This window comes from Kitasatospora sp. NPDC052868 (assembly GCF_044547105.1).
In the GTDB taxonomy this organism is placed as follows: Bacteria; Actinomycetota; Actinomycetes; order Streptomycetales; family Streptomycetaceae; genus Kitasatospora.
The window spans coordinates 267,335-293,294 of record NZ_JBITZW010000002.1; the positions used below are offsets into that span (position 1 = coordinate 267,335).

27 protein-coding genes are annotated in these 25,960 nt (G+C 73.4%); 14 read left to right on the forward strand and 13 right to left on the reverse strand.

What is annotated here, in order from left to right; translation table 11 throughout:
• Positions 1 to 117: 117 nt before the first annotated feature.
• Positions 118 to 666: a DUF1990 family protein gene (locus ACIGZJ_RS04825; RefSeq protein WP_396455944.1), complete on the forward strand. Its 549-nt coding sequence runs from the start codon at positions 118 to 120 to the stop codon at positions 664 to 666.
• A 96-nt stretch (positions 667 to 762) separates the two neighbouring features.
• On the opposite strand, the gene ACIGZJ_RS04830 is transcribed toward ACIGZJ_RS04825, so the two are convergent.
• The 3 genes from ACIGZJ_RS04830 to ACIGZJ_RS04840 all read right to left on the reverse strand — a co-directional run bounded on the left by ACIGZJ_RS04830 (position 763) and on the right by ACIGZJ_RS04840 (position 2,439).
• Positions 763 to 1,251: a YjbQ family protein gene (locus ACIGZJ_RS04830; RefSeq protein ID WP_396455945.1), complete on the reverse strand. Its 489-nt coding sequence runs from the start codon at positions 1,249 to 1,251 to the stop codon at positions 763 to 765.
• A 266-nt stretch (positions 1,252 to 1,517) separates the two neighbouring features.
• Complete coding sequence (locus tag ACIGZJ_RS04835) at positions 1,518 to 1,784, reverse strand: hypothetical protein (RefSeq protein WP_396455946.1); 267 nt, start codon at positions 1,782 to 1,784, stop codon at positions 1,518 to 1,520.
• Positions 1,785 to 2,304: 520 nt separating this feature from the next.
• Positions 2,305 to 2,439 (reverse strand): hypothetical protein, encoded by a 135-nt coding sequence (locus ACIGZJ_RS04840; protein WP_392931436.1) that lies wholly within the window; start codon positions 2,437 to 2,439, stop codon positions 2,305 to 2,307.
• Positions 2,440 to 2,481: 42 nt separating this feature from the next.
• Between ACIGZJ_RS04840 and ACIGZJ_RS04845 the strand changes: the two genes are divergently transcribed.
• Positions 2,482 to 4,719: a CDP-glycerol glycerophosphotransferase family protein gene (locus tag ACIGZJ_RS04845; protein WP_396455947.1), complete on the forward strand. Its 2,238-nt coding sequence runs from the start codon at positions 2,482 to 2,484 to the stop codon at positions 4,717 to 4,719.
• Positions 4,720 to 4,826: 107 nt separating this feature from the next.
• On the opposite strand, the gene ACIGZJ_RS04850 is transcribed toward ACIGZJ_RS04845, so the two are convergent.
• On the reverse strand, positions 4,827 to 5,039 hold the full coding sequence (locus ACIGZJ_RS04850; protein ID WP_392931440.1) for an EF-hand domain-containing protein: 213 nt from the start codon (positions 5,037 to 5,039) through the stop codon (positions 4,827 to 4,829).
• Positions 5,040 to 5,258: 219 nt separating this feature from the next.
• On the opposite strand from ACIGZJ_RS04850, the gene ACIGZJ_RS04855 reads away from it, so the two are divergent.
• The gene (locus ACIGZJ_RS04855) at positions 5,259 to 5,927 is read left to right on the forward strand and encodes a lysophospholipid acyltransferase family protein (protein ID WP_396455948.1); all 669 of its coding nucleotides are present in this window, start codon (positions 5,259 to 5,261) and stop codon (positions 5,925 to 5,927) included.
• 73 nt (positions 5,928 to 6,000) lie between these two features.
• On the opposite strand, the gene ACIGZJ_RS04860 is transcribed toward ACIGZJ_RS04855, so the two are convergent.
• On the reverse strand, positions 6,001 to 7,815 hold the full coding sequence (locus tag ACIGZJ_RS04860; RefSeq protein ID WP_396455949.1) for an ABC transporter ATP-binding protein: 1,815 nt from the start codon (positions 7,813 to 7,815) through the stop codon (positions 6,001 to 6,003).
• A gap of 375 nt (positions 7,816 to 8,190) precedes the next feature.
• A complete protein-coding gene (locus tag ACIGZJ_RS04865; RefSeq protein WP_396455950.1) occupies positions 8,191 to 8,964 on the reverse strand; it encodes an SDR family NAD(P)-dependent oxidoreductase in 774 nt (257 codons plus the stop codon).
• Between the two features lie 156 nt (positions 8,965 to 9,120).
• On the opposite strand from ACIGZJ_RS04865, the gene ACIGZJ_RS04870 reads away from it, so the two are divergent.
• The 4 genes from ACIGZJ_RS04870 to ACIGZJ_RS04885 all read left to right on the forward strand — a co-directional run bounded on the left by ACIGZJ_RS04870 (position 9,121) and on the right by ACIGZJ_RS04885 (position 12,229).
• Positions 9,121 to 9,321 carry a hypothetical protein gene (locus ACIGZJ_RS04870; protein ID WP_392931447.1) on the forward strand — a complete coding sequence of 67 codons (201 nt, stop codon included), beginning with the start codon at positions 9,121 to 9,123 and terminating at the stop codon, positions 9,319 to 9,321.
• 106 nt (positions 9,322 to 9,427) lie between these two features.
• Positions 9,428 to 10,246 carry a hypothetical protein gene (locus ACIGZJ_RS04875; RefSeq protein ID WP_396455951.1) on the forward strand — a complete coding sequence of 273 codons (819 nt, stop codon included), beginning with the start codon at positions 9,428 to 9,430 and terminating at the stop codon, positions 10,244 to 10,246.
• Positions 10,243 to 11,181, forward strand: a complete 939-nt coding sequence (locus ACIGZJ_RS04880; RefSeq protein WP_392931451.1) for a DUF6895 family protein — start codon at positions 10,243 to 10,245, stop codon at positions 11,179 to 11,181. Before ACIGZJ_RS04875 ends, ACIGZJ_RS04880 begins: the two co-directional genes overlap by 4 nt.
• Before the next feature lie 28 nt (positions 11,182 to 11,209).
• On the forward strand, positions 11,210 to 12,229 hold the full coding sequence (locus ACIGZJ_RS04885) for a serine hydrolase domain-containing protein (RefSeq protein ID WP_396455952.1): 1,020 nt from the start codon (positions 11,210 to 11,212) through the stop codon (positions 12,227 to 12,229).
• A gap of 12 nt (positions 12,230 to 12,241) precedes the next feature.
• Here ACIGZJ_RS04885 and ACIGZJ_RS04890 read toward each other — a convergent pair whose 3' ends face one another.
• The 3 genes from ACIGZJ_RS04890 to ACIGZJ_RS04900 are packed head-to-tail and all read right to left on the reverse strand — an operon-like array spanning position 12,242 to position 15,683.
• Positions 12,242 to 13,144 (reverse strand): SDR family oxidoreductase, encoded by a 903-nt coding sequence (locus ACIGZJ_RS04890; protein WP_396455953.1) that lies wholly within the window; start codon positions 13,142 to 13,144, stop codon positions 12,242 to 12,244.
• A complete protein-coding gene (locus tag ACIGZJ_RS04895; RefSeq protein ID WP_396455954.1) occupies positions 13,141 to 14,112 on the reverse strand; it encodes an alpha/beta fold hydrolase in 972 nt (323 codons plus the stop codon). The genes ACIGZJ_RS04890 and ACIGZJ_RS04895 overlap by 4 nt, the downstream gene beginning before the upstream one ends.
• Positions 14,109 to 15,683, reverse strand: a complete 1,575-nt coding sequence (locus ACIGZJ_RS04900) for a flavin-containing monooxygenase (RefSeq protein ID WP_396455955.1) — start codon at positions 15,681 to 15,683, stop codon at positions 14,109 to 14,111. The genes ACIGZJ_RS04895 and ACIGZJ_RS04900 overlap by 4 nt, the downstream gene beginning before the upstream one ends.
• Positions 15,684 to 16,055: 372 nt before the next feature.
• On the opposite strand from ACIGZJ_RS04900, the gene ACIGZJ_RS04905 reads away from it, so the two are divergent.
• From ACIGZJ_RS04905 to ACIGZJ_RS04935, 7 genes are all read left to right on the forward strand, one after another.
• Entirely contained in the window at positions 16,056 to 16,853 is a 798-nt protein-coding gene (locus tag ACIGZJ_RS04905) for a MerR family transcriptional regulator (RefSeq protein ID WP_396455956.1), read from the forward strand.
• A gap of 62 nt (positions 16,854 to 16,915) precedes the next feature.
• On the forward strand, positions 16,916 to 17,923 hold the full coding sequence (locus tag ACIGZJ_RS04910; protein WP_396455957.1) for an ABC transporter substrate-binding protein: 1,008 nt from the start codon (positions 16,916 to 16,918) through the stop codon (positions 17,921 to 17,923).
• A gap of 328 nt (positions 17,924 to 18,251) precedes the next feature.
• The gene (locus tag ACIGZJ_RS04915; RefSeq protein ID WP_396455958.1) at positions 18,252 to 19,595 is read left to right on the forward strand and encodes an MFS transporter; all 1,344 of its coding nucleotides are present in this window, start codon (positions 18,252 to 18,254) and stop codon (positions 19,593 to 19,595) included.
• A 478-nt stretch (positions 19,596 to 20,073) separates the two neighbouring features.
• A complete protein-coding gene (locus ACIGZJ_RS04920; protein ID WP_396455959.1) occupies positions 20,074 to 20,418 on the forward strand; it encodes a type VII secretion target in 345 nt (114 codons plus the stop codon).
• Positions 20,415 to 21,971, forward strand: a complete 1,557-nt coding sequence (locus ACIGZJ_RS04925; protein ID WP_396455960.1) for a hypothetical protein — start codon at positions 20,415 to 20,417, stop codon at positions 21,969 to 21,971. The genes ACIGZJ_RS04920 and ACIGZJ_RS04925 overlap by 4 nt, the downstream gene beginning before the upstream one ends.
• Complete coding sequence (locus tag ACIGZJ_RS04930; protein WP_392931473.1) at positions 21,968 to 22,354, forward strand: hypothetical protein; 387 nt, start codon at positions 21,968 to 21,970, stop codon at positions 22,352 to 22,354. The genes ACIGZJ_RS04925 and ACIGZJ_RS04930 overlap by 4 nt, the downstream gene beginning before the upstream one ends.
• A complete protein-coding gene (locus ACIGZJ_RS04935) occupies positions 22,351 to 22,848 on the forward strand; it encodes a hypothetical protein (RefSeq protein WP_396455961.1) in 498 nt (165 codons plus the stop codon). Before ACIGZJ_RS04930 ends, ACIGZJ_RS04935 begins: the two co-directional genes overlap by 4 nt.
• A 153-nt stretch (positions 22,849 to 23,001) precedes the next feature.
• Here the strand turns inward: ACIGZJ_RS04935 and ACIGZJ_RS04940 are convergent, their stop codons facing one another.
• The 4 genes from ACIGZJ_RS04940 to ACIGZJ_RS04955 form a co-directional block, all read right to left on the reverse strand.
• Positions 23,002 to 23,712, reverse strand: a complete 711-nt coding sequence (locus tag ACIGZJ_RS04940; protein WP_396455962.1) for an alpha/beta fold hydrolase — start codon at positions 23,710 to 23,712, stop codon at positions 23,002 to 23,004.
• A 95-nt stretch (positions 23,713 to 23,807) separates the two neighbouring features.
• Positions 23,808 to 24,464: an HAD family hydrolase gene (locus ACIGZJ_RS04945; protein ID WP_396455963.1), complete on the reverse strand. Its 657-nt coding sequence runs from the start codon at positions 24,462 to 24,464 to the stop codon at positions 23,808 to 23,810.
• Positions 24,465 to 24,555: 91 nt separating this feature from the next.
• Positions 24,556 to 25,311: a dienelactone hydrolase family protein gene (locus tag ACIGZJ_RS04950; RefSeq protein WP_396455964.1), complete on the reverse strand. Its 756-nt coding sequence runs from the start codon at positions 25,309 to 25,311 to the stop codon at positions 24,556 to 24,558.
• Between the two features lie 202 nt (positions 25,312 to 25,513).
• Positions 25,514 to 25,915: a VOC family protein gene (locus tag ACIGZJ_RS04955; protein ID WP_396455965.1), complete on the reverse strand. Its 402-nt coding sequence runs from the start codon at positions 25,913 to 25,915 to the stop codon at positions 25,514 to 25,516.
• Positions 25,916 to 25,960 lie beyond the last annotated feature (45 nt).

Genomic DNA, 25,960 nt, shown 5'->3' on the forward strand with positions numbered 1-25,960 from the left:
CCGGTCCGGATACCGCAGGCCGGGCACGGACCGACCGGGCGGGGCACCGGGCGACCACCCGCGCCCGCCACCCGGCCCGCCGCCGGTCCGGGCGGCACGCCCCAGTACGGTGGCGCCATGCCCACCACCCTCGACCAGCGCCTGCTCGCCGCCCGGGCCGCCTCGCCCAGCTACCCGGAGGTCGGCGCCACCCGGGACGCCCGGCTCCCGGCCGGCTACGCGCACCTTCGGCGGCGGATCCACCTCGGGCACGGGCCGGAGGTACTGGAACGGGCCGGGCGCCACGTCCTCGGGTGGGGCAGCCAGCTCGGCACCGGCTTCGCGGTCCATCCGCACGCCCCGGCCGAGCCCGGCGCGACGGTGCTGATCCGGCTGAGCCTGCCCGGCATGCGCCGCCCGAGGCTGGTGATCCCCTGCCGGGTGGTGTGGACGGTGGACGAGCCGGACCGGATCGGTTTCGCCTACGGGACCCTGCCGGGGCACCCGGAGTGCGGCGAGGAGGCGTTCCTGGTGAGCATGGACGGCGACGGCGAGGTCTGGTTCGAGGTCACCGCGTTCTCCCGGCTCGCCGCCTGGTACGCCCGGCTCGGCCGCCCGGTGGCGGTGCTCTGCCAGTACCTGGCGATCGAGCGCTACCTCACCGCGGTGGCGGCCGCGGTCCGGTAGCAGCGGCGCCGGTAGCAGCGGGCCGGTAGCAGCGGGGCCGGGGCGGCCCGCCGGGCGCCCGGAGCGCCCCGCCGAAGTCGCCTCCCCCGGAGCGCCTCAGCCCAGGAAGGACAGCCGGACCGTCCGCCGCGGGTTGTCCCCGTTGGTGTCGACCAGGACCACGGACTGCCAGATGCCGAGCGCCAGTTGGCCGCCGATCACCGGGAGCGTGGCATGCGGCGCGACCAGGCCCGGCAGCACGTGGTCGCGGCCGTGGCCGGGGCTGCCGTGCCGGTGCCGCCAGCGGTCGTCGGCCGGGAGCAGCTCACGCAGCGTGGCCAGGAGGTCGTCGTCGCTGCCCGAGCCGGTCTCCAACACCGCGATGCCGGCCGTGGCATGGGGAACGAAGACGTTGAGCAGGCCGTCGCGCCCGGCGGCGCGCTCGTCGAGGAACGCGGCGCAGCGGCCGGTGATGTCGAGCGCGACCTCGCGGCTGCCGGTGGTGATCTCGAAGGTGGTGGTCTGGAAGGAGGAGGCCGGAGAGGAGGGGGCCCGGGAGGAAGTGGTCTGGGAGCTGCTGGAACTGGAGTGGTTGCTGTCCGCCATGGCGCCATCCTCACCCACGTCAGGGGGTGCGCCGGACCGCCTCGCCGCCTCACCGTCTCCCCGTACCGCCGGACCGCACCGGCCCGGCGGCGCAGGCCGGGAGCCCCGCCCCCGCGCGAGGAATGCCCCGGGTACGCCAAAGACCCGATGGGCCCTTGGGTCCATCGGGTCGGTGCCGGTGTGCGCGGGGAACCTGGACGGCCTGGAGGGACCGCGAGGGCCCCGGGGCCGGACAGGGCCCAGAGCGACGCCCTGGAGCAACCGCCCTAGCCGCGACTGCCGAAGAGGCTTCGCTTCAGCCGTCGCAGCGGCGCCAGCAGCGACACCCGCACGTGGCGACGCGGCGCGGTGGGGGCGCTGACACCACGCGGCGTCAGCTCCCTTATCAACCCGAGCGCCTCGGCGGTGTCCACCGCCGGGAGCGCGGGCGCGCCGAGCACAGCCAGGTGCCGTTCGATCCTGCGGCCGGTCGTACCGACACCGCACTGGATAGCCGGCACGCGGGCCCGAGTCCGCGCTTGCATGTGTTCCATCAGTTTTCCCACCCCTACGAGGCGCCAGGGCCGTGAGGCGAAGACTATCCGTGACAGACGGCCTTCGCGCAACCGTCCTGGTGTTCTGCCACCGTACCGTGCGACGTCAACTGACGGTGCACCAGGGGCAGAGCGACCGGTCACGACTAGGCATCAATGATGGTGCACGACCGGCCGGAGGTCAGCGGGGGCCGGAGGCACGGACCCGGCGCTCGCCCAGGAGGTACACGCCGGGCGCACAGGGTCGCCACAGGGAGCCGCCGGCGTACACAGGCGGGTGCGAACGTCCACAGGACGGCGAACTGCGGGGGCTGCCGACCGGCACCGACCGCAGCGGACCTTATAGGGGACAGTCCCCTCAGCTGCGACGCTCCTCACCGTGACAATCCGTTCAGGAAGTGAACACATTCGAGGGATTGACTCAAGGGAAACCTCCAAGCAATATCTCTTTCGGCGACATCAGTGCGAGTCACGCTCAGGAGTGTGTTCGACTGATGAAGAGCGATGTAAGGATTCCGGCTCACCCGAGCCACTGCCCGGCCGCCTCGACGCTGCGGCGGCCAGGCTCGGGGGGTGCCCGGACCGGCGGCCGGCCGTAGAGGGTCGGCCGGGCCGCCACCCGGCTGCCGGTGCCGCCCTCCACAGGGCGCGGCACCGGCGGTTCCGGATCACCGCGCGCTCGGTAGACTCGGCCAGCGTGCCAGTCCTCCTCAGCATCGTGCTCCCCGTCCACGGCGTAGAGCGCTTCCTGCCCCGCTGCCTCGACTCGATCCTCGAATCCGGTCCGGCCGGTGGGCCCCGCGAAGCCTCCGCCGCCGAGGAGCCGCGCTTCGAGGTGATCGCGGTCGACGACCTCTCCCCCGACCGCTGCGGCGAGATCCTCGACGAGTACGCGGCCCGCGACCCCCGGCTGCGGGTGCTGCACCTCGGCGAGAACCAGGGCCTGGGCGGCGCCCGCACCGCAGCGCTGCCCGAGGTGCGCGGCGAGTACATCTGGTTCGTGGACAGCGACGACTGGCTGCCGGAGGGCACCGTCGCGGCCGTCCTCGACGAACTGGAGCGGGAGCGGGCCCGGGAGAAGGAGGGGGACGCCCCCGCCGACGTCCTGCTGACCGGCTTCACCCACGTCTATCCGGACGGCGGGACCGAGCCCAACCCGTGGCGCCGGGTACTGGCCGGCTCCCCCCTGGAGCAGGGCTGCACCCTCGCCGAGCACCCCGCGCTGTTCCGGACCGTGATGTCGGTCTGGAACAAGGTGTTCCGCCGCGAGTTCCTGCTCGGCCTCGGCGTCTCCTTCGGCCGCGGCTTCTACGAGGACATCTCCGTCACCTACCCGGCCCTGCTGGCCGCCGGGCGGCTGCGCTACCTGGACCGCCCCTGCTACTTCTACCGGCGCGGCCGGGCCGGCGCGATCACCAGCACCGCCTCCCCCAAGCACGCCGACGCCTTCGCCCAGTACGACGCGATCTTCGCCTTCCTGGACCGCACCGAGCACCCCGTCCCCGACGCCCTGCGCACCCTCGTCTTCGAGCGCACCGTGCAGCAGGCCCTGGGCGTCCACGACACCCCGGGGCTGGTCCCCCCCGAACTGCGCAAGGACTTCTTCCGCCGGATCGCCGAGCACTTCGCCCGCCACCGCCCGGCCGGCTACCGGTTCCCCGGCGGTCTGCGCGGCGTGCAGTACCGGCTGGCCGCGCGCGGTTCGCGGATCGCCTACGCGGAGCTGCGCCGCACCGGGCGGCTCCCGCGCGAGCTGAAGCGCGGGGCGCGGGCGGTCGCACCGGCGGTGAAGCGCGGGGTGCGCAGCAGCGCCCGCTTCACCGCGTACAACGCCTTCCGCCGACTGCCGCTGGACGAGCACCTGGCGGTCTACGCGGCGTACTGGCACCGGGGTTACGCCTGCAGCCCGGCCGCGATCTACGAGAAGGCCCGGGAGCTGGCACCCGCCGTCCGGGGCGTCTGGGTGGTGGAGAACCGCACCCAGGCGGCCACGCTGCCGGCCGGGGTGCCGTACGTGATCGTCAACACGCCCGCGTACCTGAAGGCGATGGCGACCGCCAAGTACTTCGTCAACAACGTCAACTTCCCGCGGACCATGGTGAAGCGGCCCGGCACGGTGCACGTCCAGACCCAGCACGGCACGCCGTTGAAGGCGATGGGCATGGACCTCAGGGACCACCCGGTCGCGGCCGACGGGATGGACTTCGCGCGCCTCCAGGAGGCCGTCGACCGCTGGGACTTCCTGGTCTCCTCCAACCCGCACACCAGCGAGCACTTCGCCCGGGCCTTCCCCGGCCGGTACGAGATGCTGGACACCGGCTACCCGCGCAACGACCGGCTGGCGAACACCACGCCCGCCGAGGTGGCCGCGATGCGCGAGCGGTTCGGGCTGGCGCCGGGCCGCACGGCGGTGCTGTACGCGCCGACGCACCGCGAGGGCCAGGGCGGGTACGTGCCGCTGGTGGACGTCCGCGAGCTGGCGCGGCGGCTCGGGCCGGGGTTCACCCTCCTGGTGCGCACGCACTACTTCCACACCGGCGGCCCGGGCGACCTGGTGGCGGGCGAGGGGGCCGCGGAGATCGTGGACGTCTCGGCGCACCCGACCGTGGAGGACCTCTACCTGGCGGCGGACGTGCTGGTCACGGACTACTCGTCGATGATGTTCGACTACGCGGTGCTGGACCGGCCGGTGGTGGTCTTCGCGCCGGACTGGGAGGAATACCAGCGGGTGCGCGGGGTCTACTTCGACCTGTTCGCGCAGCCTCCGGGTGCGGTCACGGTGGACGCCGACGGGCTGGCGGCGGCGCTGCTGGCCGGGGATCCGGAGCCGGCCGCGCGGGCGGCCTTCCGGGAGCGGTTCTGCCCGTGGGACGACGGCGGGGCGGCGGAGCGGGTGGTCCGCCGGGTGTTCCCGGTGCCCCCGGCCACGGCCTGAGCGGGCTGCCGCGACCGCGCGGGCTCCGGGGCGGCGATGCCGAAACGGCCGGGAACGCCGCTGCGGGGCCCCCGCCGTCGGCAGGGGCCCCGCAGCGGTGGACCGGGTCAGCTCTGGCGCGCGGCCAGGAACTCGTCGAAGGTCAGCTCGCCGTCGTGGTTGGTGTCCATCTGGTTGATGATGGCCTCGGCCACGGCGATCGACGTGGTCAGGTCGCCGAGCTCACGCGCGACCTTGGCGTACTCGGCGGCGGTGATCCGGCCGTTGCCGTTCACGTCGTACTTGTCGAAGGCCGCGCGGATCGTGTCGACGTCTGCCATGGGTTGCCCCTCCTGAGGAACTGAAGACCTGCTGATGTGCGTTTCCGACGGCCGTACCCTACCCGGCCGTGGCGAGCACCACGGCTGGCGGGAGTGGACGGCCTCCCGGGTGGGTGTCGTAGTCTGCGGGTCTGACCTCGGCCCGGCCGGGAACCGACCACCGATTGTCGTATGTTCAGGCCCGGGCGCCTCCCGGGCGCGCTCGTCCAGGGAGGGACCGTGCTCGACCTTTTCACCAAGCTGGTGCTGAAACCCGTCTCGCGGGGCATCTGGCGGCCGGACATCCAGGGCCTGGAGAACGTGCCGCGCAAGGGCGGGGTGATCCTGGCCAGCAACCACCTCTCCTTCATCGACAGCGTGGTGATCCCGCTGACGGCGCCGCGCCGGGTGCACTTCCTGGCCAAGGCCGAGTACTTCACCGGCACCGGGCTCAAGGGCGCGCTCTCCAAGGGCTTCTTCGAGTCGATCGGCGCGGTGCCGGTCGAGCGCGGCACCTACCGTTCCGCTCAGGCCTCGCTGGAGTCGGCGCTGGAGATCCTGGAGGACGGGAAGGCCTTCGGCATCTACCCGGAGGGCACCCGCTCGCTCGACGGGCGGCTCTACCGCGGCAAGACCGGCGTGGCCTGGCTGGCGCTGACCGCCGGCGTCCCGGTGGTCCCGGTGGCGCTGGAGGGGCCCGAGCAGATCCTGCCGATCGGCAAGCGCGTGCCGCGGATCCGCAAGGTGACGGTCCGCTTCGGCGAGCCGCTGCACTTCGACGAGCTGCACGGACAGGCCCGCTCGCTCAAGGCCCGGCGGCAGGTCACCGACGAGGTGATGCGGGCGATTCAGCAGCTCTCCGGCCAGGAGTTCGTGGAGAGCTACAACGAGCTCCCCAAGGCCGCCTGATCCGCGCCTGCTGATCGCGCACCGTCCGATCGCGCACCGTCCGATCCCGCGCCGCGTCCCCGGCTGCCGCGCCCTACGCGGGCGCGGCGGCGACCGGCGCCTCCCGGCGCAGCAGCGCCGCGTAGCGGCCGTCCGCCTCGACCAGCCCGTCGTGGGTGCCCAGCTCGGCCACCTCGCCGCGGTCCAGGACCACGATCTGGTCGGCGGAGCGGATGGTCGACAGCCGGTGGGCGATGGTGATGGTGGTCCGGCCGGCCGCCAGGGTGTCGATCGCCTGCTGGACGGCGAGCTCGGTGCGGTTGTCCAGCGCGCTGGTGGCCTCGTCCAGGATCAGCACCGGCGGGTTGCGCAGGATGGTCCGGGCGAGTGCGAGCCGTTGCTTCTCCCCTCCCGAGAAGCGGTAGCCGCGCTCGCCGACCAGGGTGTCGTAGCCGTCGGGCAGTCCGGCGATGGTCTCGTGGATCTGCGCGGCCTCGGCGGCGGCGACCAGTTCCGCGTCGGTGGCGTCCGGCTTGGCGAAGCGCAGGTTGTCGGCCACCGAGGCGTGGAAGAGGTAGGTCTCCTGGGAGACCACGCCGACCGCCCGGGCGAGCGTGTCGAAGGAGAGCTCCCGGACGTCGACGCCGTCGATGGTGACCCGGCCCCCGGTCACGTCGTACAGGCGGGGGACGAGGTAGCTGAGGGTGGTCTTGCCGGATCCGGTCTCGCCGACCACGGCGAGCGAGCCGCCGGCCGGGACCTTCAGCTCCACCCCGGACAGGGTGGGCCGCTCCTGCTCCGGGTCGTAGCGGAAGTCGACGCCCTCGAAGCGGACCTCGCCCCGGATCGTGTCCAGGGTGACCGGCCGCTCGGGCTCGGCGATCTCCACCGGCAGGTCGAGGTACTCGAAGATGCGCTGGAAGAGCGCCAGCGAGGTCTGCACCTGGACGCCGGTGGAGAGCAGGCTGATGGTCGGGCGGAACAGTCCCTGCTGGAGCGAGACGAAGGCGACCAGAGTGCCGATCGAGACGATCGGCGAGCCGCCGGCCGCCGCGAGGCCGGCCGCCCAGTAGATCACCGCGGGCATCGCGGCCATCACGATCTGGATGGTGTTCATCCGCCAGCGCCCCGCCATGCTGGCGCGCACCTCCAGCTCGGCGAGCTGGTCGGACTGCTCGGTGAAGTCCTTGGAGAGCGATCCGGAGCGGCCCATCGTGCGGCCGAGCAGGATGCCGCTGACCGAGAGCGACTCCTGGACGGCCGAGCTCATCGCGGCCAGCTGCTTCTGTCGCTCGGTGGTGATCTTCTTGCGCTCGCTGCCGACCCGGCGGCTGATCCAGACGAACAGCGGCAGGAGGAGCAGCGAGACCACGGTGAGGCGCCAGTCCAGCGCGACCATGGCGACCACCGAGGCGACCACGCTGGTGAAGTTGGAGACCAGCGAGGTGGCGGTGGAGGTCACGGTGGACTGCATGCCGCCGATGTCGTTGGCGATCCGGGACTGCACCTCGCCGGTGCGGGTGCGGGTGAAGAACGCCAGGGACATCCGCTGGAGGTGGGTGTAGACGGCCGTGCGCAGGTCGTGCATGACGCGCTGGCCGACGGTGGTGGATATCAGGGTCTGCACCACGCTGAAGACGCTGTTGACCACGGCGGTGGCGATCATGCCGAGCACGAGGAGGGTCAGCAGCCCGGTCCGGCCCTGCGGGATGGCGGTGTCCAGGACGGCCCGCAGCAGGAACGGCGACACCACCGAGACCACGGCGGAGGCCGCCACCAGCAGCCCGACGGTGGTGAGGCGGCCCGTGTAGGGGCGGAACAGCGCGAGGATGCGCCGCCACTGGGCGGGCGGGCGGGGCTCGCCCTCGGCGCGGGCGGGCGGGGTCCATCGGATGCCGTCGGGCCTCAAGGGCGGGCCTCCCTCGGTCGGGCGCGCGGTGGCGCGGCGGGTGCGTCTGCTGCGGTGGGCGTAACAGGTGCGGCGGGCATGGCAGGTGCGGCGGGCATGGCAGGTGCGGCGGGCATGGCAGGTGCGGCGCGCACTGGGCCTGGGGCAGGCACGCCGGGCACCGCGGTCGGGCCGCCGCCAGCATAGCGAGAATAGCTCATAGTTAGCGAAGCTAATAGTGAGGCTCACTCTATTCCCGCGCCGCCGGACCCCCGGCGAGAGTGCGGCACGCACAGGGCGCCGCGTCGCACCCCCCGGCGAGAGTGCGGCACGCACAGGGCGCCGCGTCGCACCCCCCGGCGGGAGTGCGACGCGGCGCCCTGGGTGTGGGTGCGGTCAGTTCGTCCGGTAGGTGCGCGCCGCCTTGGCGGAGACCCCGCCGAGCTTGCCCGAGGGGAGCAGCCGGGCGATCGCGACGGCGATCTTGTAGCGCCGGCCCGGGACGGACACCGAGCGGCCGCGGGCCAGGTCCCGCATCGCCTCGCCGACCACCCGCTCCGCGGACAGCCAGCCCCAGGACGGGATGTTGCCGGTGCCCATGCCCGCCCGCGCATGGAACTCGGTACGGGTGAACCCCGGGCAGAGCGCCATCAGCCGCACCCCGCCGCCGCCGAGGTCCCGCTGCACGCCCTGGGTGAAGCTCACCACCCAGGCCTTGCTGGCGCCGTACGTACCGCGCGGCAGGAAGGCCGCCACCGAGGCCACGTTGACGATCGCGCCCCGCTCGCGCTCGCGCATCCCCGGCAGGGCGGCCGTGGTCAGCCGCAGGATCGCCTCCACGTGCACCTTGAGCATGTCCAGCTCGTCCTGGAGCGGGACGGTCAGGAAGGCGCCCTTGTTGCCGAAGCCGGCGTTGTTCACCAGCAGGTCCACCGGGCGGGCGCCGTCGGCCAGCCGGGCCTCGACGGCGGCGATGCCGTCCTCCGTGGCGAGGTCGGCGGTCAACACCTCGGTGTCGACGCCGAACTCGGCCTGCAGGTCGGCGGCCGAACGCTCCAGCCGCTCGGTGTCCCGGGCCACCAGGACGAGCCGGTAGCCGCTCCGGGCGAGCCGCCTGGCGAAGGCGGCTCCGATGCCGGCGGTCGCGCCGGTGATCAAGGCAGTGGTCATGCCCCTGACCGTACCGACTCATCGCCCCCCTACCCAACGCGTCGGTAACTTCGCAGATCAGAGCCTTGCGGATGCAATCGATGGTTCGTGCTCGTATGGTCGATCGGGGGCATCGCCTGACCAGGCGATGAAGATTCTATTGAGGAGGCACATCTGATGCTTGCTCAGCACCTGACCGGAAGGGCCCCGGCGCCGCTCGCGACCCGGGCCGAACTCGATGCGCTCGGCGCGCTGATGGTGGAGGACGAGGCCGCCGTGAGCGACGCGCCCACGTACCGCCCCGAAGCCGCCGCGCTGCTGCTGGTGGGGCTCGCCCTGCTGCTGTCCCCGAAGCAGCCCAAGGAGAAGACCCGGTAGCCGGTGACGGCGCCAGGCCCGCACGAAGCCTCCGCCGCGGGGCCCCGGTCTCCGAGGCCTCCCCGTGAGACGCCGTGAAGCCTTCCTCAAGGAGGACCACACAACCATGCCATTCGCCGATACCTCGCTCCGCGACGAATACGCCGCAGCGGTCGAGCGGGTGGCGGGCCGGACCCTCGACGCCCTCCGGGGCGCCGGGGGTGCGGTCACGCTCGCCGAACCCGGCTCCGACCCGGCCACCGCCCACCCGCTCCGACCGCTGCTGGCCGCCGTCCGAGTGCTCGGACCCGACATGTTCGCACCGCAGCTGTTCGGCGGGGCCGCGCCGGACGAGCAGACGGCCTGGCTGGTGGCCGAGGCGCACGAGGTGTTCCCCTCACCCGCTCCCCCGCCCCCGCCGTGGTCCTCCGGCGTCGGCGATCCGGACGGAGACCCGGACAGAGACCCGGACGGGCCCGCGCTGATCGCCGCCTGGCGGGACTGGGCCACCGGAATCCTGCTGACCCGGTCCGTACACTCCGTCACCGCGGGCGGCCTGCCCGCTCCCGGCGTCACCGCCCCACAGCCCGACCACGCTCCGCAACCTCAGCCCCACGCCTGGCAGGCCTGGTCCGTCCGGATGGCCCAGCTCTCCGCGCTGGCCCTGCCGGGCCTCCACGGCCCGGTCCAGGAGACCGCCCTCGCGCACCCGACGGAGCTCGCCAGGGGCGTCGTCCGCTCGATGCTGCGCCGCGACCACCGGGTGGCCGCCCGGCTCGCCCGCTGGCTCGCCTGGGCCCAGGCCCAGGGACAGACACTGCCACTGGAGATCGAACCGGTGTTGGAACGGATCCACGTCGTCGGCGATGGAAGCGCCCGCACCGCACTCGAACTCGCCATCGCCGAGGCCCTGCTGGGGACCGCCGTGGACGGAGGACAGTCATGACGGACAACCGGATGCTCGCCACCGCCCAGGAACTGGGCTCGCGTGCGATGGCCTGGCTGCACGGCTCGCACGAGCTCGGCTTCGGCCGGCTCTCCGACAACATCACCATCGACCTCGCCGACCCCAACAACGCCTACAAACCCCTCGGCGAGTGCGCGCTGGCGGCCTCGCTGGTCCTGCGCGACGGAGTCACCGGCCCCCACGACGCCCGCATCGCCCGCGAGCTGCTGGACTTCGGATGGACCCAGCTCCGGGACGGAAACCTGCTGTATGAACGGCAGTTGCGCCACCTGGTGATGACCGACCCACTGGAGACGTACGTCCACTTCGCACGGGCCGGCTACCGGCACCCCGCGATGGAGGAGCTGCTGGAGTCGCTCGGCAGACTGCGCGCCGTCCAGGCCGCGGAGATCCTGCCCAGCCGACGCCTCGCCGTCGCCAACGCCCGCCGGGTGGTGGGCCTGCGCAACCAGCCGGACGACTGGACCGCACTCGCCGCCGGCACCTGGCTCGGCGCCACTCCGGAACCGTGGGCGGTGGACTGGATGACCGGCTACGACATCACCCACGCCGTCTTCCACCTCACCGACTGGGGCGCCCGGCCCGAGGGCCTGCCCGAGCCGATGCGCGACTACGTCCGGACCTGGCTGCCGGCCTGGATCGACATCTGGCTGGAGGTCGGCCAGTGGGACCTGGTCGGCGAGCTGCTGGTGGTGGACTCCTGCATCGGCGAGCCGGTGGGCGGCATGCAGGGCTGGGAGGCGCTGGCCGCCGTCCAGCGCGAGGACGGGCTGATCCCGCGCGACAACTCCGAACCCGTGGCGGAGGATCCGGCCCAGGCGTTCCAGGACCACGAACACACCGCCGTGGTCGCCGTGGTGGCCGGCACCGTCACCCTGTCGCGGGCGCTCGGCGGCGCGGCCGTGGCGGCGTGAGAACCTCCGAGGAAGCGGAGCCTTCGGCGTGAACGACTACGGCGAACGGGAGTTGGCGGAGCTCGTCCGGGCCGCCGAACCGCACGCCACCGCCGTCACCCTGGCGGTGGCGCGCGGCGACCGGCAGGCCGTGCGCTGCCACGGCCGGCTGACCCACGGGGGCGATCCGTGCACCCCCGACACCGTCTTCGAACTCGGCTCGGTCACCAAGACGTTCACCGCCCTGCTGCTCGCCGCGCTGGTCGCCCGCGGCGAACTCGCCCTGGACGACCCGGTGGAACGCCACCTCCCCGACAGCTGGCACCCCGCCACCGTCCGGCACGGCGGCCCGATCCGGCTGCTGCACCTGGCCACCCACACCTCCGGGCTCCCCCGGCTGCCGCCCGGGCTGCTCGCCGGCGCCGTGCCGACCTGGTTCAGCAACCCGTACGCCGCCTACCGGGACGAGCAGTTGCGGGACGGCCTGGCGCGAACCACCGTACGGAGGAGGCCAGGCAGCCTGGTCCGGTACTCCAACTACGGGGTCGCGCTGCTCGGCCGGCTGCTCGCGGAGGCGGGCGGGGCGCCGTACCCCGAGCTGCTCGCCGAACGGATCTGCCGCCCGCTCGGACTCCGATCGACCAGCTGCCACCCCGATGCGGCCGACCGCGCCGTCGGGCACCGGCTCGGCCGGCCGCTGCCGCCCTGGCACATCCCCGGCCTGCCGGGCGCCGGCGCCGTCCGGGCCGGCGGCGCCGATCTGCTGCGCTACCTGATGGCCCACCTCTCCACCGAAGAGGGTGAGTTGGGCCGGGCGACGGCAGACGTCCAGCGACCCCGGCTGCGGCTGCCGCACTCGACCGACCAGCTCTGCCTGGTCTGGAACCACCGCCGACTGGCCGACCGGGACATCTTCTTCCACTCCGGTGCGACCCGAGGCTTCACCTCGTTCGTCGGCTTCTGCCCGCAGACCGCCACCGCCGTGGCCGCCCTGGCCAACTGCGGCCCCGCGCTGGACGGACGCTTCGTCCAGCGCGGGTACGAGGTGCTGAAGCGGACGGCCGCCTGAGCTGCGGGGCCGCTACACCGTCGGCTCCTGTTCGGTGCGGGCCGCGGTGTCGGCAGCGCCGCCGGCGCCCACCGGTCGCAGCCGGGTCGCGGCGGTGGCCCTGATCTCGGGGGCCAGCCTGGCGACGTCACGGGCACCGGCCTTGGCGATCAGGGTCGGCAGCAGCCAGCGCATCGGCTGCATGCCGCGCAGCCAGGCCTGGGCGTAGACGTGCGCCGAGCGGCGTGCGATGCCCGCGACCAGGCGGTCCACCGCCGGCTCCAGCGGGTACGTCTTGCTGGCCGGCCAGGGCAGCCGCGCCCGCATCTGCTTGAGGACGGCATCCTGGTCGGCGCCGCGCACCATGTCGGTGTCGGTCCAACTCAGGTATCCGACACCGACCTTGACCCCCTGGTAGGCGACCTCGGCGCGCAGCGAGTGGGCGAAGGCCTCGACGCCCGACTTGCTGGCGCAGTACGCGCTCATCAGTGGCGCGGGCGTCATCGCGGCCAGCGAGGCGATCTGGAGCAGATAGCCGCCGCTCTCGGTGAGGGCCGGGAGGAAGGCCCGGGCGGTGGCGACGCTGCCGAGCAGGTTCACCTCGATCACCCGGGTGAACGCGCGGTGGTCGCTCTCCAGCAGCGGGCCGCCGAGCGCGATGCCCGCGTTGGCGATCACGGTGTCGATCCGGCCGTAGTGCTCCTGGATCTGCCGGGCGGCCTCGCCGAGTGCGTCGATGTCGGTGACATCGACCTCCCAGGCGGTGGCGGCCGGCCCGCAGAGTGCGGCCACGACCTTGAGCTCGGCCGGTTCCAGGCCGACCAGGGCGACCTTGGCGCCGCGCAGGGTGAGCTTGCGGGCCAGCGCGGCACCGACGCCGCGGGCGGCACCGGTGATGACGACGACCTGCTCGGACAGCGGCGGGGTGGCGTTCATGCGGTGACACTCCTCTGGCTGTGGCTGTGGCTGTGGCTCTGGCCGGTGCGAAGGTGGACCTCAGGCACGTGGGCGACCGCGAGGCGGTGGATCTCGGCGGCGACCTCGGCGGGCCGCTCGAGCGGCGCCATGTGGCCGACCCCGGGCAGCAGGAGCAGCCCCTGCGGGTCGGGCAGCGCCGCGACGATCCGGTGGGCGTGCACCGGCGGCGTCAGCCGGTCATCGGTACCGACGATCACGGCGGTCGGCGCGGCCAGCCGCCGGAGCCCCGCAGTGACGTCCAGGGTGTCCAGTACACCGGCCCACTCGGCCCGGACCGCGGTCGGGCAGGCGTGCACGACCCTGGCCGCCGCCTGGACCAGGCCCGCCGGTGAACCGGCGCCCATGGTGGCGTACTTGAGCGCGGCCCGGCTGCCCGGCCCGACCGGTCCGAGCGGCAGCCGGGAGCGCAGCACCCGCCGGTGCAGCAGGCGGCGCAACCCCGGGTGGCGCAACACGTCCGGGAGGACCCGCAGTTCGGCGAGCAGGCGGTCCGGTCCGGTGGAGACCAGCAGAGCGGCGGCGGTGCGGTCGGCGACGGCGGGGCGGTCTGCGCCGGCCATGATGGTCATGCCGCCCATGCTGTGGCCTGCGAGGACGGCCCGCTCTCCCGCCGGGACGGTCCGGACGACCACGGCCTCGAGGTCCTCGGCGAGCGCCCGGGTGGAGTAGCGCGCCCGGCTCGGCGGCACCTCGCTGCGGCCGTGGCCGCGCTGGTCGTATGCCACCACCCGGTAGCGGTCGGCGAGTTGGCGGATCACCGGGGCCCAGAAGGCGGTCGAGCAGGTCCAGCCGTGGGCGAGGACGACGGTCGGGGCGTCCGACTGCCCGTGTATCTCGACGTGCAGCCGCAAGCCGTCGGCCGAGCGGATCCACGACTCCTCGGCCGGGGCGGGCGGTACGCAGTCGGCGGGGACGACGGGGCTCACGCCAGGGCCTCCTCGGGCGTACCGGGGTGGGCGGGCGTGCCGTGTGCGGGCTGGGGACGCATGATCAGCTCGTACTCGGCGAGGTCCACCCGGCGGGTGGCGCGGCGGAACGCGGTGGTGGAGGCAGGCCAGAGCACGGTGTTCTTGCCGTTGCCGTCCAGGTACCAGCTGCGGCAGCCACCGGTGGTCCAGACCGTGCGGTCCATCCGGTGCTGGAGTTCGAGGTTCCAGCGCCGCTGCGCCCGGGCGGTGGGCTGCATCGCCGTCGCGCCCACGGAGCCGAGCGTGGTGAGCGCGTCGACCAGGTAGTTCAGCTGGGACTCGATCATCAGGATCATCGAGCTGTTGCCGAGGCCGGTGTTGGGCCCGATGACGAAGAAGAGGTTGGGGAAGCCGTGCACGGTGGAGCCGCGCAGCGCCTCCATGCCGTCCTTCCACTCCTCGGCGAGGCTTCGGCCGTCGACGCCGAACACCCGCGACCCGATGGGCATGTCGGTGACGTGGAAGCCCGTCCCGAAGACGATCGCGTCCACCTCGTGCTCACTGCCGTCGGCCGCGACCAGGGTGGAGCCGCGTACCTCGGAGAGGCCGGCGGCGACCACCTCGGTGTTGGCGGCGGCGAGCGCCGGGTAGTAGGTGTTGCTGAGCAGGATGCGCTTGCAGCCGATCCGGTAGTCGGGGGTGAGCCTGGCCCGCAGCGCCGGGTCGGCGACGGCCTGTGCGATGTGCCGCTCGGCGAGCTGCTGGACCAGCCGCAGCGCACCGGGCCGACGGACGAAGGCGTCCACCTGGAGCTCGCGCAGCGCGAAGAGCGCCCCGCGGCGGATCTTGGTGGTGACGGGCAGCCGCCCGTGCAGCCACTTCTCGGCGGCGGTGATCTCCCGGTCGCGGCGCGGCAGGACCCAGGCCGGGGTGCGCTGGAAGACGGTCAGCCTACCCACCCGGGGCTGGATGGACGGGATGATCTGGGCGGCCGAGGCGCCGGTGCCGACCATCGCCACCCGCTTGCCCGCGAGGTCGAACTCGTGGTCCCAGCGGGAGGAGTGGAACACCTTGCCGGGGAAGGCGTCCAGGCCGGGCAGGTCGGGGACCTGCGGGTCCGCGAGCGGCCCGGCGGCGGAGACGATCGCGTCGGCGGTCCACTGGCCGGCCGTGGTGGTGATCCGCCAGCGGGTCTGCTCGGCCTCCCAGCGGGCCTCGGTGACCTCGGTGTTGAAGCGCAGGTGGGGGCGGAGGCCGAAGACGTCGGCGACCTTCTCCAGGTAGGCGCGGATGTCGGGCTGGCCGGAGAAGCTGCGCGGCCAGTCGGGGTTGGGCGCGAAGGAGAAGGAGTAGAGGTGCGAGGGCACGTCGCAGGCGCAGCCGGGGTAGCTGTTGTCACGCCAGGTGCCGCCGACCGAGTCGGCGCGCTCCAGGACGACGAAGTCGGTGATCCCGGCGCGGCGCAGCCGGACGCCGGCGCCGAGGCCGCCGAAGCCGGAGCCGATGACCGCCACCCGGACGTGCGGGACGTCGGCCGGCGAACCCTCGCCGGGGGCGGCGGGCCGTGGGCGCTTGGTGCTGGATGCCATGCGGCGTCCTCCTGGGGGTGGGGGCGTGAGGTACGCACTGCGGTGTTTGGTGTGCCGTGCGCGGTGTGCCGTGCGCGGTGTGCTGTCGCGGTGTGCAGTCGCGGCAGGCGGTCCGCGTGTGCACCCCGGGCGTCCTGTTCGGGGAACTACCCCGCCAATCGCGCCAGCAATCACTGGCACGATTGGCAGGGTAGTCCTTGCTGACAGCCGATGGAAGAAGCAAGGGCGCTTCGTTTCGGTGACGCCCGTGCTGCCGTGGCCGCCCCGTTGCCGTGGTGGCCGCGCTTCGACGGCCGCCTCGTTTCTGCGGTGGCCGCGCACCGGTGGCCACCGCGTTGCCGTGATCGCAGCACCTCGACGACCGCCAGTCCTATGCTGAGCGCCGTGGACAAGGTCAGAGCAGCTGCGGGCGACAGACAACGCGAGTACCGGGTGGAGGAACTGGCCAAAGCGGCCGGTATCACCACCCGTACGCTGCGGTTCTACCGCGAGCGCAAGCTGCTCCAGCCGCCGCGCAGGGACGGCCGGATCGCCTGGTACGGCGAGGCGCACCTGGCCCGGCTGCGGGTCATCGCCGAACTCCTGGAACGCGGCCACACCCTCGGCGGCATCGCCGAACTCATCGGCGCCGGGGAGAGCGGCCGGGACGTCGCCGAGCTGATCGGGCTGGAGGCCGCGATCATCGCCCCCTGGTCGGACGAGTCGCCGGTGCACCTGGACTGGGACGAGCTGAAGGACGCCTTCGGCGACCAGCTCACCGAGGAGAACACCGCCGAGTCCATCGCCCAGGGCTACGTCACCGTCCAGGACGACGGCATCACCCACATCAGTCGGCGACTGATGGACGCCACCAGGGCCCTGGTGGCCGAGGGCGTACCGCTGTCGCTCGTCCTGGATGCGAGCCGCCGCACCCAGGAGCACGCGGACGCGATCGCCGAGATCTTCACCGTGCTGGTCCGCGAGCAGATCCTCGGCGCGCTCGTCGGCGACGCCCCGCTGCCCCCCGGCGAGGCCGCCCGGCTGACCGAGCAGATCCAGCGCGTGCGCCCGCTCGCCCGGACGGTGGCGGACGCCCAGTTCGCGCTCGCCCTGGACCGGCGGGTGCACACCGAGTACGGCGAACTGCTGCGCCAGCGAAGGCCGGAGACCGGCGCGGGCGACCAGGCGTAGCCGCTGCGGCAGCCGGGCAGGAATGCGGTCGGCCCTGTCGCCGGACCTTCTGGAGCCGCCCGATGCCCTATCTGTTCACCCGCCGCGCCGCGCTCTCCGCCCTTGCCGCCGCGGGGTCGGGGCTCGTCCTCGCGGCCTGCGGTTCGAGTGGTTCCGACGCGCCCCGGGCCGACGCGCCCCGTGCCGATTCGAGCGGGGCCGGTTCGGGTGGGGCCTCGTCCGGTGGCACCCGTACCGTCCGGCACGCGCGCGGCGAGAGCACCGTCCCGCAGCGCCCGGCCCGGGTGGTCGTCCTCGACACCGACTCGCTGGACTCGGCCGTGGCGCTGGGCGTCACCCCGGTCGGCGCGACCACCGTGAGCGACGGCGCGCCGTTCTCCGCCTATCTGCCGGCCGCGCGGTTCACCGGGACCAAGCCCGTCGGCGTCATCGGCCAGCCGGGTCTGGAGTCGATCGCCGCCCTGCGGCCCGACCTGATCCTCAGCAACCAGGTCCGCGACGACAAACGCTACGACGAGCTGTCGAAGATCGCGCCGACCGTCCTGACCAAGACCACCGGCCCCGCCTGGAAGGAGAACTTCCGGCTGCACGCCGAGGCGCTGGGCCGCCAGACCGAGGCCGCGGCGGTGGAGGCGGACTACCAGGAGAAGGTGCGGGCGCTGGTCACCGCACTCGGCGGGCCCGAGAAGACGGCCGCCACCAGGGTCGGGATGGCCCGCTTCCTGGCCGGCGCGCCGACCAGGCTCTACCTCAACGACACCTTCATCGGCTCGGTCTTCAAGGACCTCGGCGTCGGCCGACCCGCCAACCAGGACAAGCCCGGCTTCTCGCTGGAGATCAGCCCCGAGCAGGTGGACCAGGCGGCCGCCGACGTCATCTTCTACTCGGTGTACGGCGACGCGGCCAAGTCCGACCAGGGCCGGATCACCGGGGGCGCGCTCTGGCGGAACCTCGACGCGGTGCGAAACGGGCGGGTCTACCAGGTGGACGACAACCTGTGGATGCTCGGCATCGGCTACACCGGCGCCGGGCTGATCCTGGACCAGATCCGCAAGGACCTGGTGGGCTGAGCCCGGCCCGCCCTCCCCGCAGCGCGCCGGGGCTGCCGGGGCGGCCGGGGCTCGAACGTGGGCGGAGGGCTGCCGCGGCTCGAACGTGGGCGGAGGGCGGCCGGGGCTCGAACGTGGGCGGACCCCGAGCCAACCCCGAGCCGGCCGGCCCCGGCTTGGGTGGTCCTCCAACCCCGTCCGCGACGAACGGTCGACTCCACTGGGTGATCGCACGGTTACCCGCGGGTTCGTCCGAACCATACGGTCGAGGCTCACCCGCAGGTCCCCTTTCACCTGGTCGGGCCGGCGTGGGAGGCGGGCGCCCGCGCCGGCTCCGTGTGGGGGCGTCATGGTGTCCGTGGTCGGAGGGTTCCGCGCGGTGGCGCGGGTGACGGGCGGCCGGGTGCTGCTCTGGTCGCTGCTTGGGCGGCTGCCGAACGCGATGTGCCCGATCGGCACGCTACTCCTGGTCACCCGCAACACCGACAGCGTCTGGCTCGGTTCACTGGTGGCCGGGGCGCTGGCCGTCGGCCAGGCGGTCGGCGGACCGCTGATCGGCCGGCTCGCCGACCGGCGCGGGCAGCGCACGGTCGGCCTGGTCGCGGCGGCCGTCAACGCGTTGGCGATCCTCGCGCTGGTCGGCGCCTCGGAGCGCGACCTCCCGCTGGGCTGGCAGATCGCAGCGGCCGCGCTGATCGGGCTCTCCGTCCCGCTGGTCGGACCGCTGTCGCGCAGCCGCTGGGTCCGGTTGGCGCGCGGGGACGGCAAGTTGACGTCCTCGATGCTCTCGCTGGACGGCATCGTGGACGAGGTCAGCTTCACCACCGGCCCCGCGCTGGTCGGCGTGCTCGCCACGCTGGCCTCGCCGGCGGCCGGACTCCTCACGGCGGCGGCGCTGGTCGGCGTCTGCGCGACGCTCTTCGCCCTGCACCCGACGGCCGCTCCGGGCGCGGGTGCCCCCGGGGCGGGTGCTCCGGGGGCGGGCGTGCCGGGGGCAACCGCTCCCGGCACCGGCGCCCCCGCGACGGGCGGGCGCCGGATCCGGTCGGCCGACCGGCTGTTGACCACGCCGTACGTGTTGCTGCTGGCGGGGATGGCGCTGCTGGGCGCCTGCTTCGGCTCCGTACAGGTCGGGGTGACGGCCACCACGGACGCGCTCGGGCAGCCCGGCGCCACCGGACTGCTCTACGGCTTCATGGGTTTCACCAGTGCGTTCGCCGGGATCGCCACGGCCGCCCTGCCCGCGCGTTGGGAGCTGCCGCTGCGGCTGCGGGTCGGGACGGTGCTGCTCTTCAGCACGTCCGTGCTGCTGCTGTTCTCGGGTGGCGGCATCGGCCTCCTGGCCACCGCCATCGGCTGCCTGGGGGTGGCCGTGGCGCCGCAGATGATCACCATGTTCGGCCTGGTGGAGCGGACCGTCCCGCCGACCCGGCTCGGCGAGGCCATGGCCGCGCTGGTCAGCGCCATCATCCTGGCGCAGTCCGCCGGCACCTTCCTCGGCGGCTGGTCCGCGGACCACTTCGCGCCGACCGCCCCGTTCCGGATCACCGTCGCCGCCGCGGCCGCGGCCCTGCTGCTCGCGGGGTGCACCGCCACCGACCGCCGCTACCGCCGCCGGGAGGTGGAGCCTCCTCAGGCTCCGGCGCCCGAGAAGAACTATGTAGACCGGTCGGTAGATTCTGCCAGCAGGTAGACCGGTCTACAGAATCCCGAGGCGAGCGGACGGGCGGGCGGGCGGGCGGGCGGGCGGGCGGGCGGGCGGGCGGGCGGGCGGGCGGGCGGCCAAATATGTAGACCGGTCGGTTGATTGGCAGGTTTCATGTAGACCGGTCTACATATTCTCACCGAGTGCACACACGCAGGTAGACCGGTCTACCTATTTCCGAGAGGGTCCGAGCGGGAGCACAGGTAGACCGGTCTACATATGCGCCAACGCCGGACGCAGGGAGGTCGACCCCGCCACCACCAGCTCCCGACCGTTCGTCACCGGCCCTTCACCAGCGGCCGATGGCGGCCCGGTCCGACCCGCACCCGCCACCGCTGACCGGCCAGCCTCGCCGTCCGGGGTGTCCCCGGCAGGCGTTAGGCTCTTGCCTCCGGTGTCCACGCCTCCAGTTGCGCGGGCACCGGAGTCATTGCGGACAGGACGTACCTGACACAACGGGGGAACCATGAGCGGCGGAGCAGCGCCGGGCGGCAGCGGCGGATCGGACGGATACCGCGTCAACGTGGCGGGCCTGAACGGCGTGACCGAGCAGTTGAACAAGACGGCGACGGACATCGCGGCGGCCAAGACGGCGTTCGCCGGCTCGGTCTGCTACGCGTCGACGGCGTTCGGCGAGTTCGGCATGGACAAGGCCTGGTCGAGCTTCGACGTCGCCTGGTCCAAGGAGATATCGGTCACCCAGCGGGCCCTTGACGAGCTGTCGCAGAAGATGGCGACCACCACGACCAACTACCGCAACGCCGAAAAGGCCGTGACCGCGTCCCTGGTGACGGCGGGTGGCGGCCGGTGAGCAAGGTCAAGGATCTGGAGCACGCTCAGCACAACATCGAGCAGCCGCAGTTCATGCTCCCCAACCTGCACCTGCTGCAGGGGATCAACGAGGCATTGGCGGTGCCCCCGCCGGTCGGTGATCCGGGCGCCGTGCGGGCCCGGGCGAAGGACTACGCGCAGGCGTCCGCCTCCTTCGCGAGCGCCGCACAGGACCTCTCCGGTATCGCCACCAACCAGCTGCCCGCGGTCTGGACCGGTTCGGTGGCCGAGCACGCCACCCAGGCGGTGCACGCGATGTCGGCGGAGACCACCACCTCCAAGGAGACCCTCGCCTCGGCCGCCACGCTGCTGGAGGCCTGGGCCAACGACCTGGAGTGGGCCCAGAAGACCGACTCGGACGGCTGCCGGCAGCTGAAGGCCGCCGGGGACAAGATCAAGGACGACCTGGGCGGCTTCGACCAGGGCGCGATGCAGTCCGCGATGGCCGGCGTCGGCGCCCGGCTGTCCGCGGCCCGACGGGCCGAGAGCTGCGGCACCAGCACCGCCAGCCGGCTGAACCAGCTCGCCTCGATGGCCCGCGCCGAGCGCGCCGGCCAGGGGTCGATCGACCCGCTGGCGGCCGTGGTCCTGGCCACCGAGAAGAACCCGGGCGCGGGCGAGGACGGCGGCTACATCCTCACGCCCAACCAGCTCGACCGGGCCACCCAGACCCTCGGCGTGATGACCGGTGCCGACCAGATGGCGTTCCGCGCCCTGCTGTCCGGCGCCAAGTCGCCCGAGGAGGCCGCGTACCTCTGGAAGGCGCTGGCGGCCGGCCACTCGGTGGCGGACATCCAGAAGTTCGACGCCGCGATCCACCCGCACGGCGACGACCCGGCCTGGCTCGCCCAGCACCTGGTTCCCGCGACCACCACCGGGGACACCGGGCGGGAGTCCTCGGACAACATCGACGTCACGTACCAGGGCCAGCAGGTCAACATCGACGGGTACGGCGTCTACTCCCAGCGCGACGTCAGCGACTGCGTGGCCGCGTCCACCGTGATCGCCCAGGCCAAGCTGGACCCGCTGCTGATGTTCCAGCTCACCACCGGCGGGACGCCGGACGTGCCCGGCTCGGACTCCCCGCAGAACTTCGAGCAGCGGCTGCAGAAGACCTACATCGACGAGTACATCCAGGGGCAGAAGGCCGACGGGAGGAAGACCTACCCGCAGGAGGACAAGGGCCTCGGCAGCACCGCCCAGACCTACCTGGCCGACAAGGACCTCGGCAAGGCCACCGGCGCCGACTACGAGCACGTCGAGCTGAAGAACGACGACGACCGCCGGGCCGCGCTGGCCCGGATCGAGAAGTCGGTCGACGAGGGCCTTCCGGTCCCGATCACCGTGCGCAACAACGACTCCGGGCACCAGATGATGATCATCGGACGCGACGGTGACAAGCTGCAGGTCTACAACCCCTGGGGCTTCACCTCCTGGGTGACCGAGGAGCAGTTCGTCAACAGCCAGCTCGGCGGACTGACCCCCGGTGAACACCCCCTGAACAAGTCGACCGCCCTGGAGCTGCCGAAATGACCACCGTCCGGCCGGACGCCGAACTGGCGGACCTCGATGTCCCCGCGGCCATCACCCGGGGCCTGCTGCTCGCCGGCGGCCCGCGCCAGGCCCTGTTCACCGAGGCCGCGATCGCCGCGACCCACCACGCCGAAGCCGCGGGCGTGGGCCCGTACCCGCTCGGCTTCCTCGCCCAGCACGTCAGGGCCGGCGGGTTCGCCGCCGCCCTCGACCTGCCCGAGCCGGTGATCGGCCAGAGCGGCCGCGCGCTGGTCCGCAGCTGGCTGCAGGCCGCCGCGGCGAGCGGCGCCGACCTCGGGCGCGAGCACCTGTTCGCGCGCTGGCTGGCGGAGGTCTCGGCGATGCTCGCACTGCGGCGCGACATCCGGGAGCTGGGCGTATGACGGGTCGTCCGGCCGTCCGGCGTGCGGTCGCCGGTGCGCTGCTCGCCGTCCTGGTACCGCTGGCGGGTTGCTCGTCCTCGCCGTCCGACCCGGCGGGCAAGGACCCGGACGCCGTCGTCACGCTCCCCGCCGACGGCGACGCGGAGGCGGTCGGCGGCGGCCGGCTGCCCCCCTTCGACCCGTCCGACGTCCAGCTGGTCGTCGGGGGCTCGGTGGGTGTCGGCCTGCGCTCCGCGCCGCTCCCGCACGGCTGGGAGCTGGCGGGTTCGGGCGACACCGCCGTCGTCCGGCGCGGTGCGGACGTCGCGCTGACCACCTGCCCGCCCGACTCCGCCGGGTGCGGCCACACCGTTCGCCAGGTCTGGACCGCCGTGGCGGCCGGATCCACCACGCTCACCTGGAACTACGTCGACCGGGCCACCTGCCGCCAGACGGGCGGCGCGTCGTCCTGCAAGGTGCTGGCGGCGAAGGAGGTCCGGGTCCGGGTGGGCTGACGGACCGGCGACCGACCGCACCGCGCCGCGTCACCGCAGCAGGTGAAGGCGGGCCCTGCCGACGGGCGGCGCTCCTGGGCGCAGCCGCCAACCGTCGGCAGGGTCGTGCCGTTCATGCCCGTTCCACGCCCGGAGGCGGCCGCCCTCAGCGGGCTACGCGGCCGGCGACGCGGCGGCCGACCGGAGCAGGATCCGGGCCAGCTCCTGCGGCTCGGAGAACATCGGCCAGTGACCGGTGCCCAGTTCGGCCAGCTCCCAGTGCTCGCTCTCCAGCAGCTCGGCGACCGCCGCCATCGGCTCCGGGCCGTCGAGCACGCACTTGAGGTACGTCGCCGGGAGCTCGCCGAGCGGGCGGCGCAGGACGGACGGCTCGGTCAGCGTGGCGCCCGGGTGGGGCGTCGAGCCGGCCGTGATCCGGTCGATCTGCTCGTCGGTGAGGCCCTGCCCGGCGAAGTCGGCGGCGCTCAGGGGCGCCCAGAAGCCGCCGTTCGCGGCGATCGAACCCTCCACCATCGACCGGCCCTCCGGCCAGGCCGAGACGAAGGACTCGCCGTCGGCCGGGACGTTGGAGTCCACGAACACCACGCGGCGCAGTCGGTCGCCGATCCGCTCGGCGGCCTGCCCCACCGGGATGCCCGAGTAGCTGTGCCCGACCAGCACGACGTCGCGCAGGTCGAGGCGCGCTATCTCGTCGACGATGTCCTGGACATGGGTCTGCTGGCCGGCCGGCTGGCCCTGCCGCTCCGCGAGGCCCGAGAGCGTCAGCGCATGGGCGCCGTGGCCGGCCGCCCGCAGCTCGGGCACGACCTCGTCCCACGCCCAGGATCCCAGCCACGCACCTGCTACGAGTACGAATTCCGTCATGGCGGCACGGTAGCGGGGAGGTGTGACAACCGGCACCGCATTTCCTCGCCGCAGCCGGTCCGACGGCCCCGCAGGAGTGCGGCACGGCCGCGCCGCTACCGCCCCGACCCGCCGATGAGCGCGGGCAGTTCGCGCATGTCGTGGAAGACCACGGTGGCGGGCCCTTCGAGCCGCTCGGCCGGGGTCAGCCCCCCGGCATAGCCGAAGGCCCGCATCCCGGCGGCCCGGGCGGCCTGCACACCCGGGCGGCTGTCCTCCACCACCGCGCACGCGGCCGGGTCGACGCCCATCCGCTCGGCGGCGTACAGGAACAGGTCGGGCGCCGGCTTGCCCCGGTCGACCTCCGTCGCGCTGTAGATGCGGCCCTCGAAGTGACCGAACAGCCCGGTGCGCCCGAGCGTGTGCCGCATCTTCTCGTGGGATCCGCTGGACGCCACGCAGGTCGGCAGGGCGATCCCGGCGAGCGCCTCCGGCAGGCCCGCCACGGGTCGCAACCCCTCGTCCACCGCTTCACGGTGGAGCTGCTCGAACCGCCTCCCCCAGAGCACCGCCGTCTCGGCCCCCAGCCGGGCGGCGACCTGTTCGGCGATGGAGGCGGTGGACCGCCCGATGAACCGCTCGACCACCTCGCCCTCGGTCAGCGGCCAGCCCAACTCCGCGCCCAGCGCGACCTGGACGCGTGCCGCGATGCGTTCGCTGTCGACCAGCACCCCGTCGCAGTCGAATATCACCAGTTCAATCGGCTTGATCATCACGGCAGCATAGGAGTCCCGCCGTACCACCGGTACCCGCCCCCGCGATCCGCGCCGGCCAACGCGCGGCCAACGCCCGGCCAACGCCCGGCTAGAGCGCGCGCTTCAGCAGCGCCATCAGCGCCTCCCAGTGCCGGTCGGTCGCCGCCTCGTCGTACGGGGCGGTGTCGGTCTGGGTGAAGCCGTGGCGGGCGCCCCCGTAGACCTCGCAGGTGTGGCGCACGCCCGCCTCGGTGAGCGCCTTGTCCAGGCGGTCGATCTGCTCCGGGGGCATCGACCGGTCCTGGTCGGCGTGGCCGAAGTACAGCTCGGCGGTGATCCGGTCCGCGAGCAGGTGCGGGCTGTCCGCCTCCTCGCTCGCCAGGTGGCTGCCGTGGAAGCCGGCCGCGGCGGCGACGCGGTCCGGGTAGGTGCCCGCCGTCCGCAGGGCCAGCCCGGCGCCGAGGCAGTAGCCGGTGATGCCCACCGGGCCCTCGGTGGTCAGCGGCGAGTCGGCCAGCCAGCGGAGGTACGCGCCGGCGTCGCGCATCGCGAGCCCGGGGGTGAGCGCGTCCATCATCGGGCCGAGGCGCTCGAAGATCGTCGGGTCGGCGGCGGGGTTGATGAGCTCGGGCAGCTCGATCAACGGCGCGCGCCCGTGGCGGTACAGCACGTTGGGTGCCAGCACGGTGTACCCGGCCGCCGCGATCCGCCGTGCCGCCGCCTCCAGGGAGGGGCGCAGCCCGAACGCGTTCATGTACAGCAGGATGCCGGGGTACCGGCCGCCGTCGTCCGGGTGGGCCAGGTAGGCGTCGGCGGTGCCGTCCGGCGTGGGGAGGTCCACGGATGTTCCGCGCACGGTGGTCATGGCCGTCTCTCTTCCGCTGTGGTGGTGGCCCGCTCGGAGCAGCCGGGCGCGCACGCCGTCGGCGCGGTGCGCGCGGGCTCAGGGGTTCACGGTGCGGAGGCCACTCCTCGGGGGGCCTGACGCACCGGCAGTGAGTGACAGTACGTCAGGGATGCGCCCATGAGAAGGCCCGTCCGGCCCGTCACACCGGTGAACCGCCTTCTCAGGCGCCCCAGGTGCGGCTGCACAGCACCAGGAGGTACCCGTCCGGGTCGGCGACGGTGACGCCGTGTTCGTCCCAGTACGGGTTGTGCGCCGCCACCCGGGTGCCGCCGGCCGCCACCAGCCGGTCGACCAGGGCGTCGTCGACGGGGGCGCCCAGGTAGACGACGAAGAGGTCGTCGACGGTCGGGGTGGGCTCCAGCGGCTGCTCCGGGTCGTGGGTGAGCTCGAAGTGCCAGGCGCCGCCGGGCGGTCCGACCATGAGCAGGTCGTGCTCACCGGAGACGCGCTCGGTGGTGCGCCAGAGGATGTCCAGCCCGAGTCCCTTGACGTAGAACCGCTCAGCGGCGGCGAGGTCCCGGGAGGGGCGCGCGATCCGCACCCGCATCGTCGAATTGATCATGCCGGGGAGCGTAGCCCGACCGGACCGGCGAGACCAGGCCCGGCT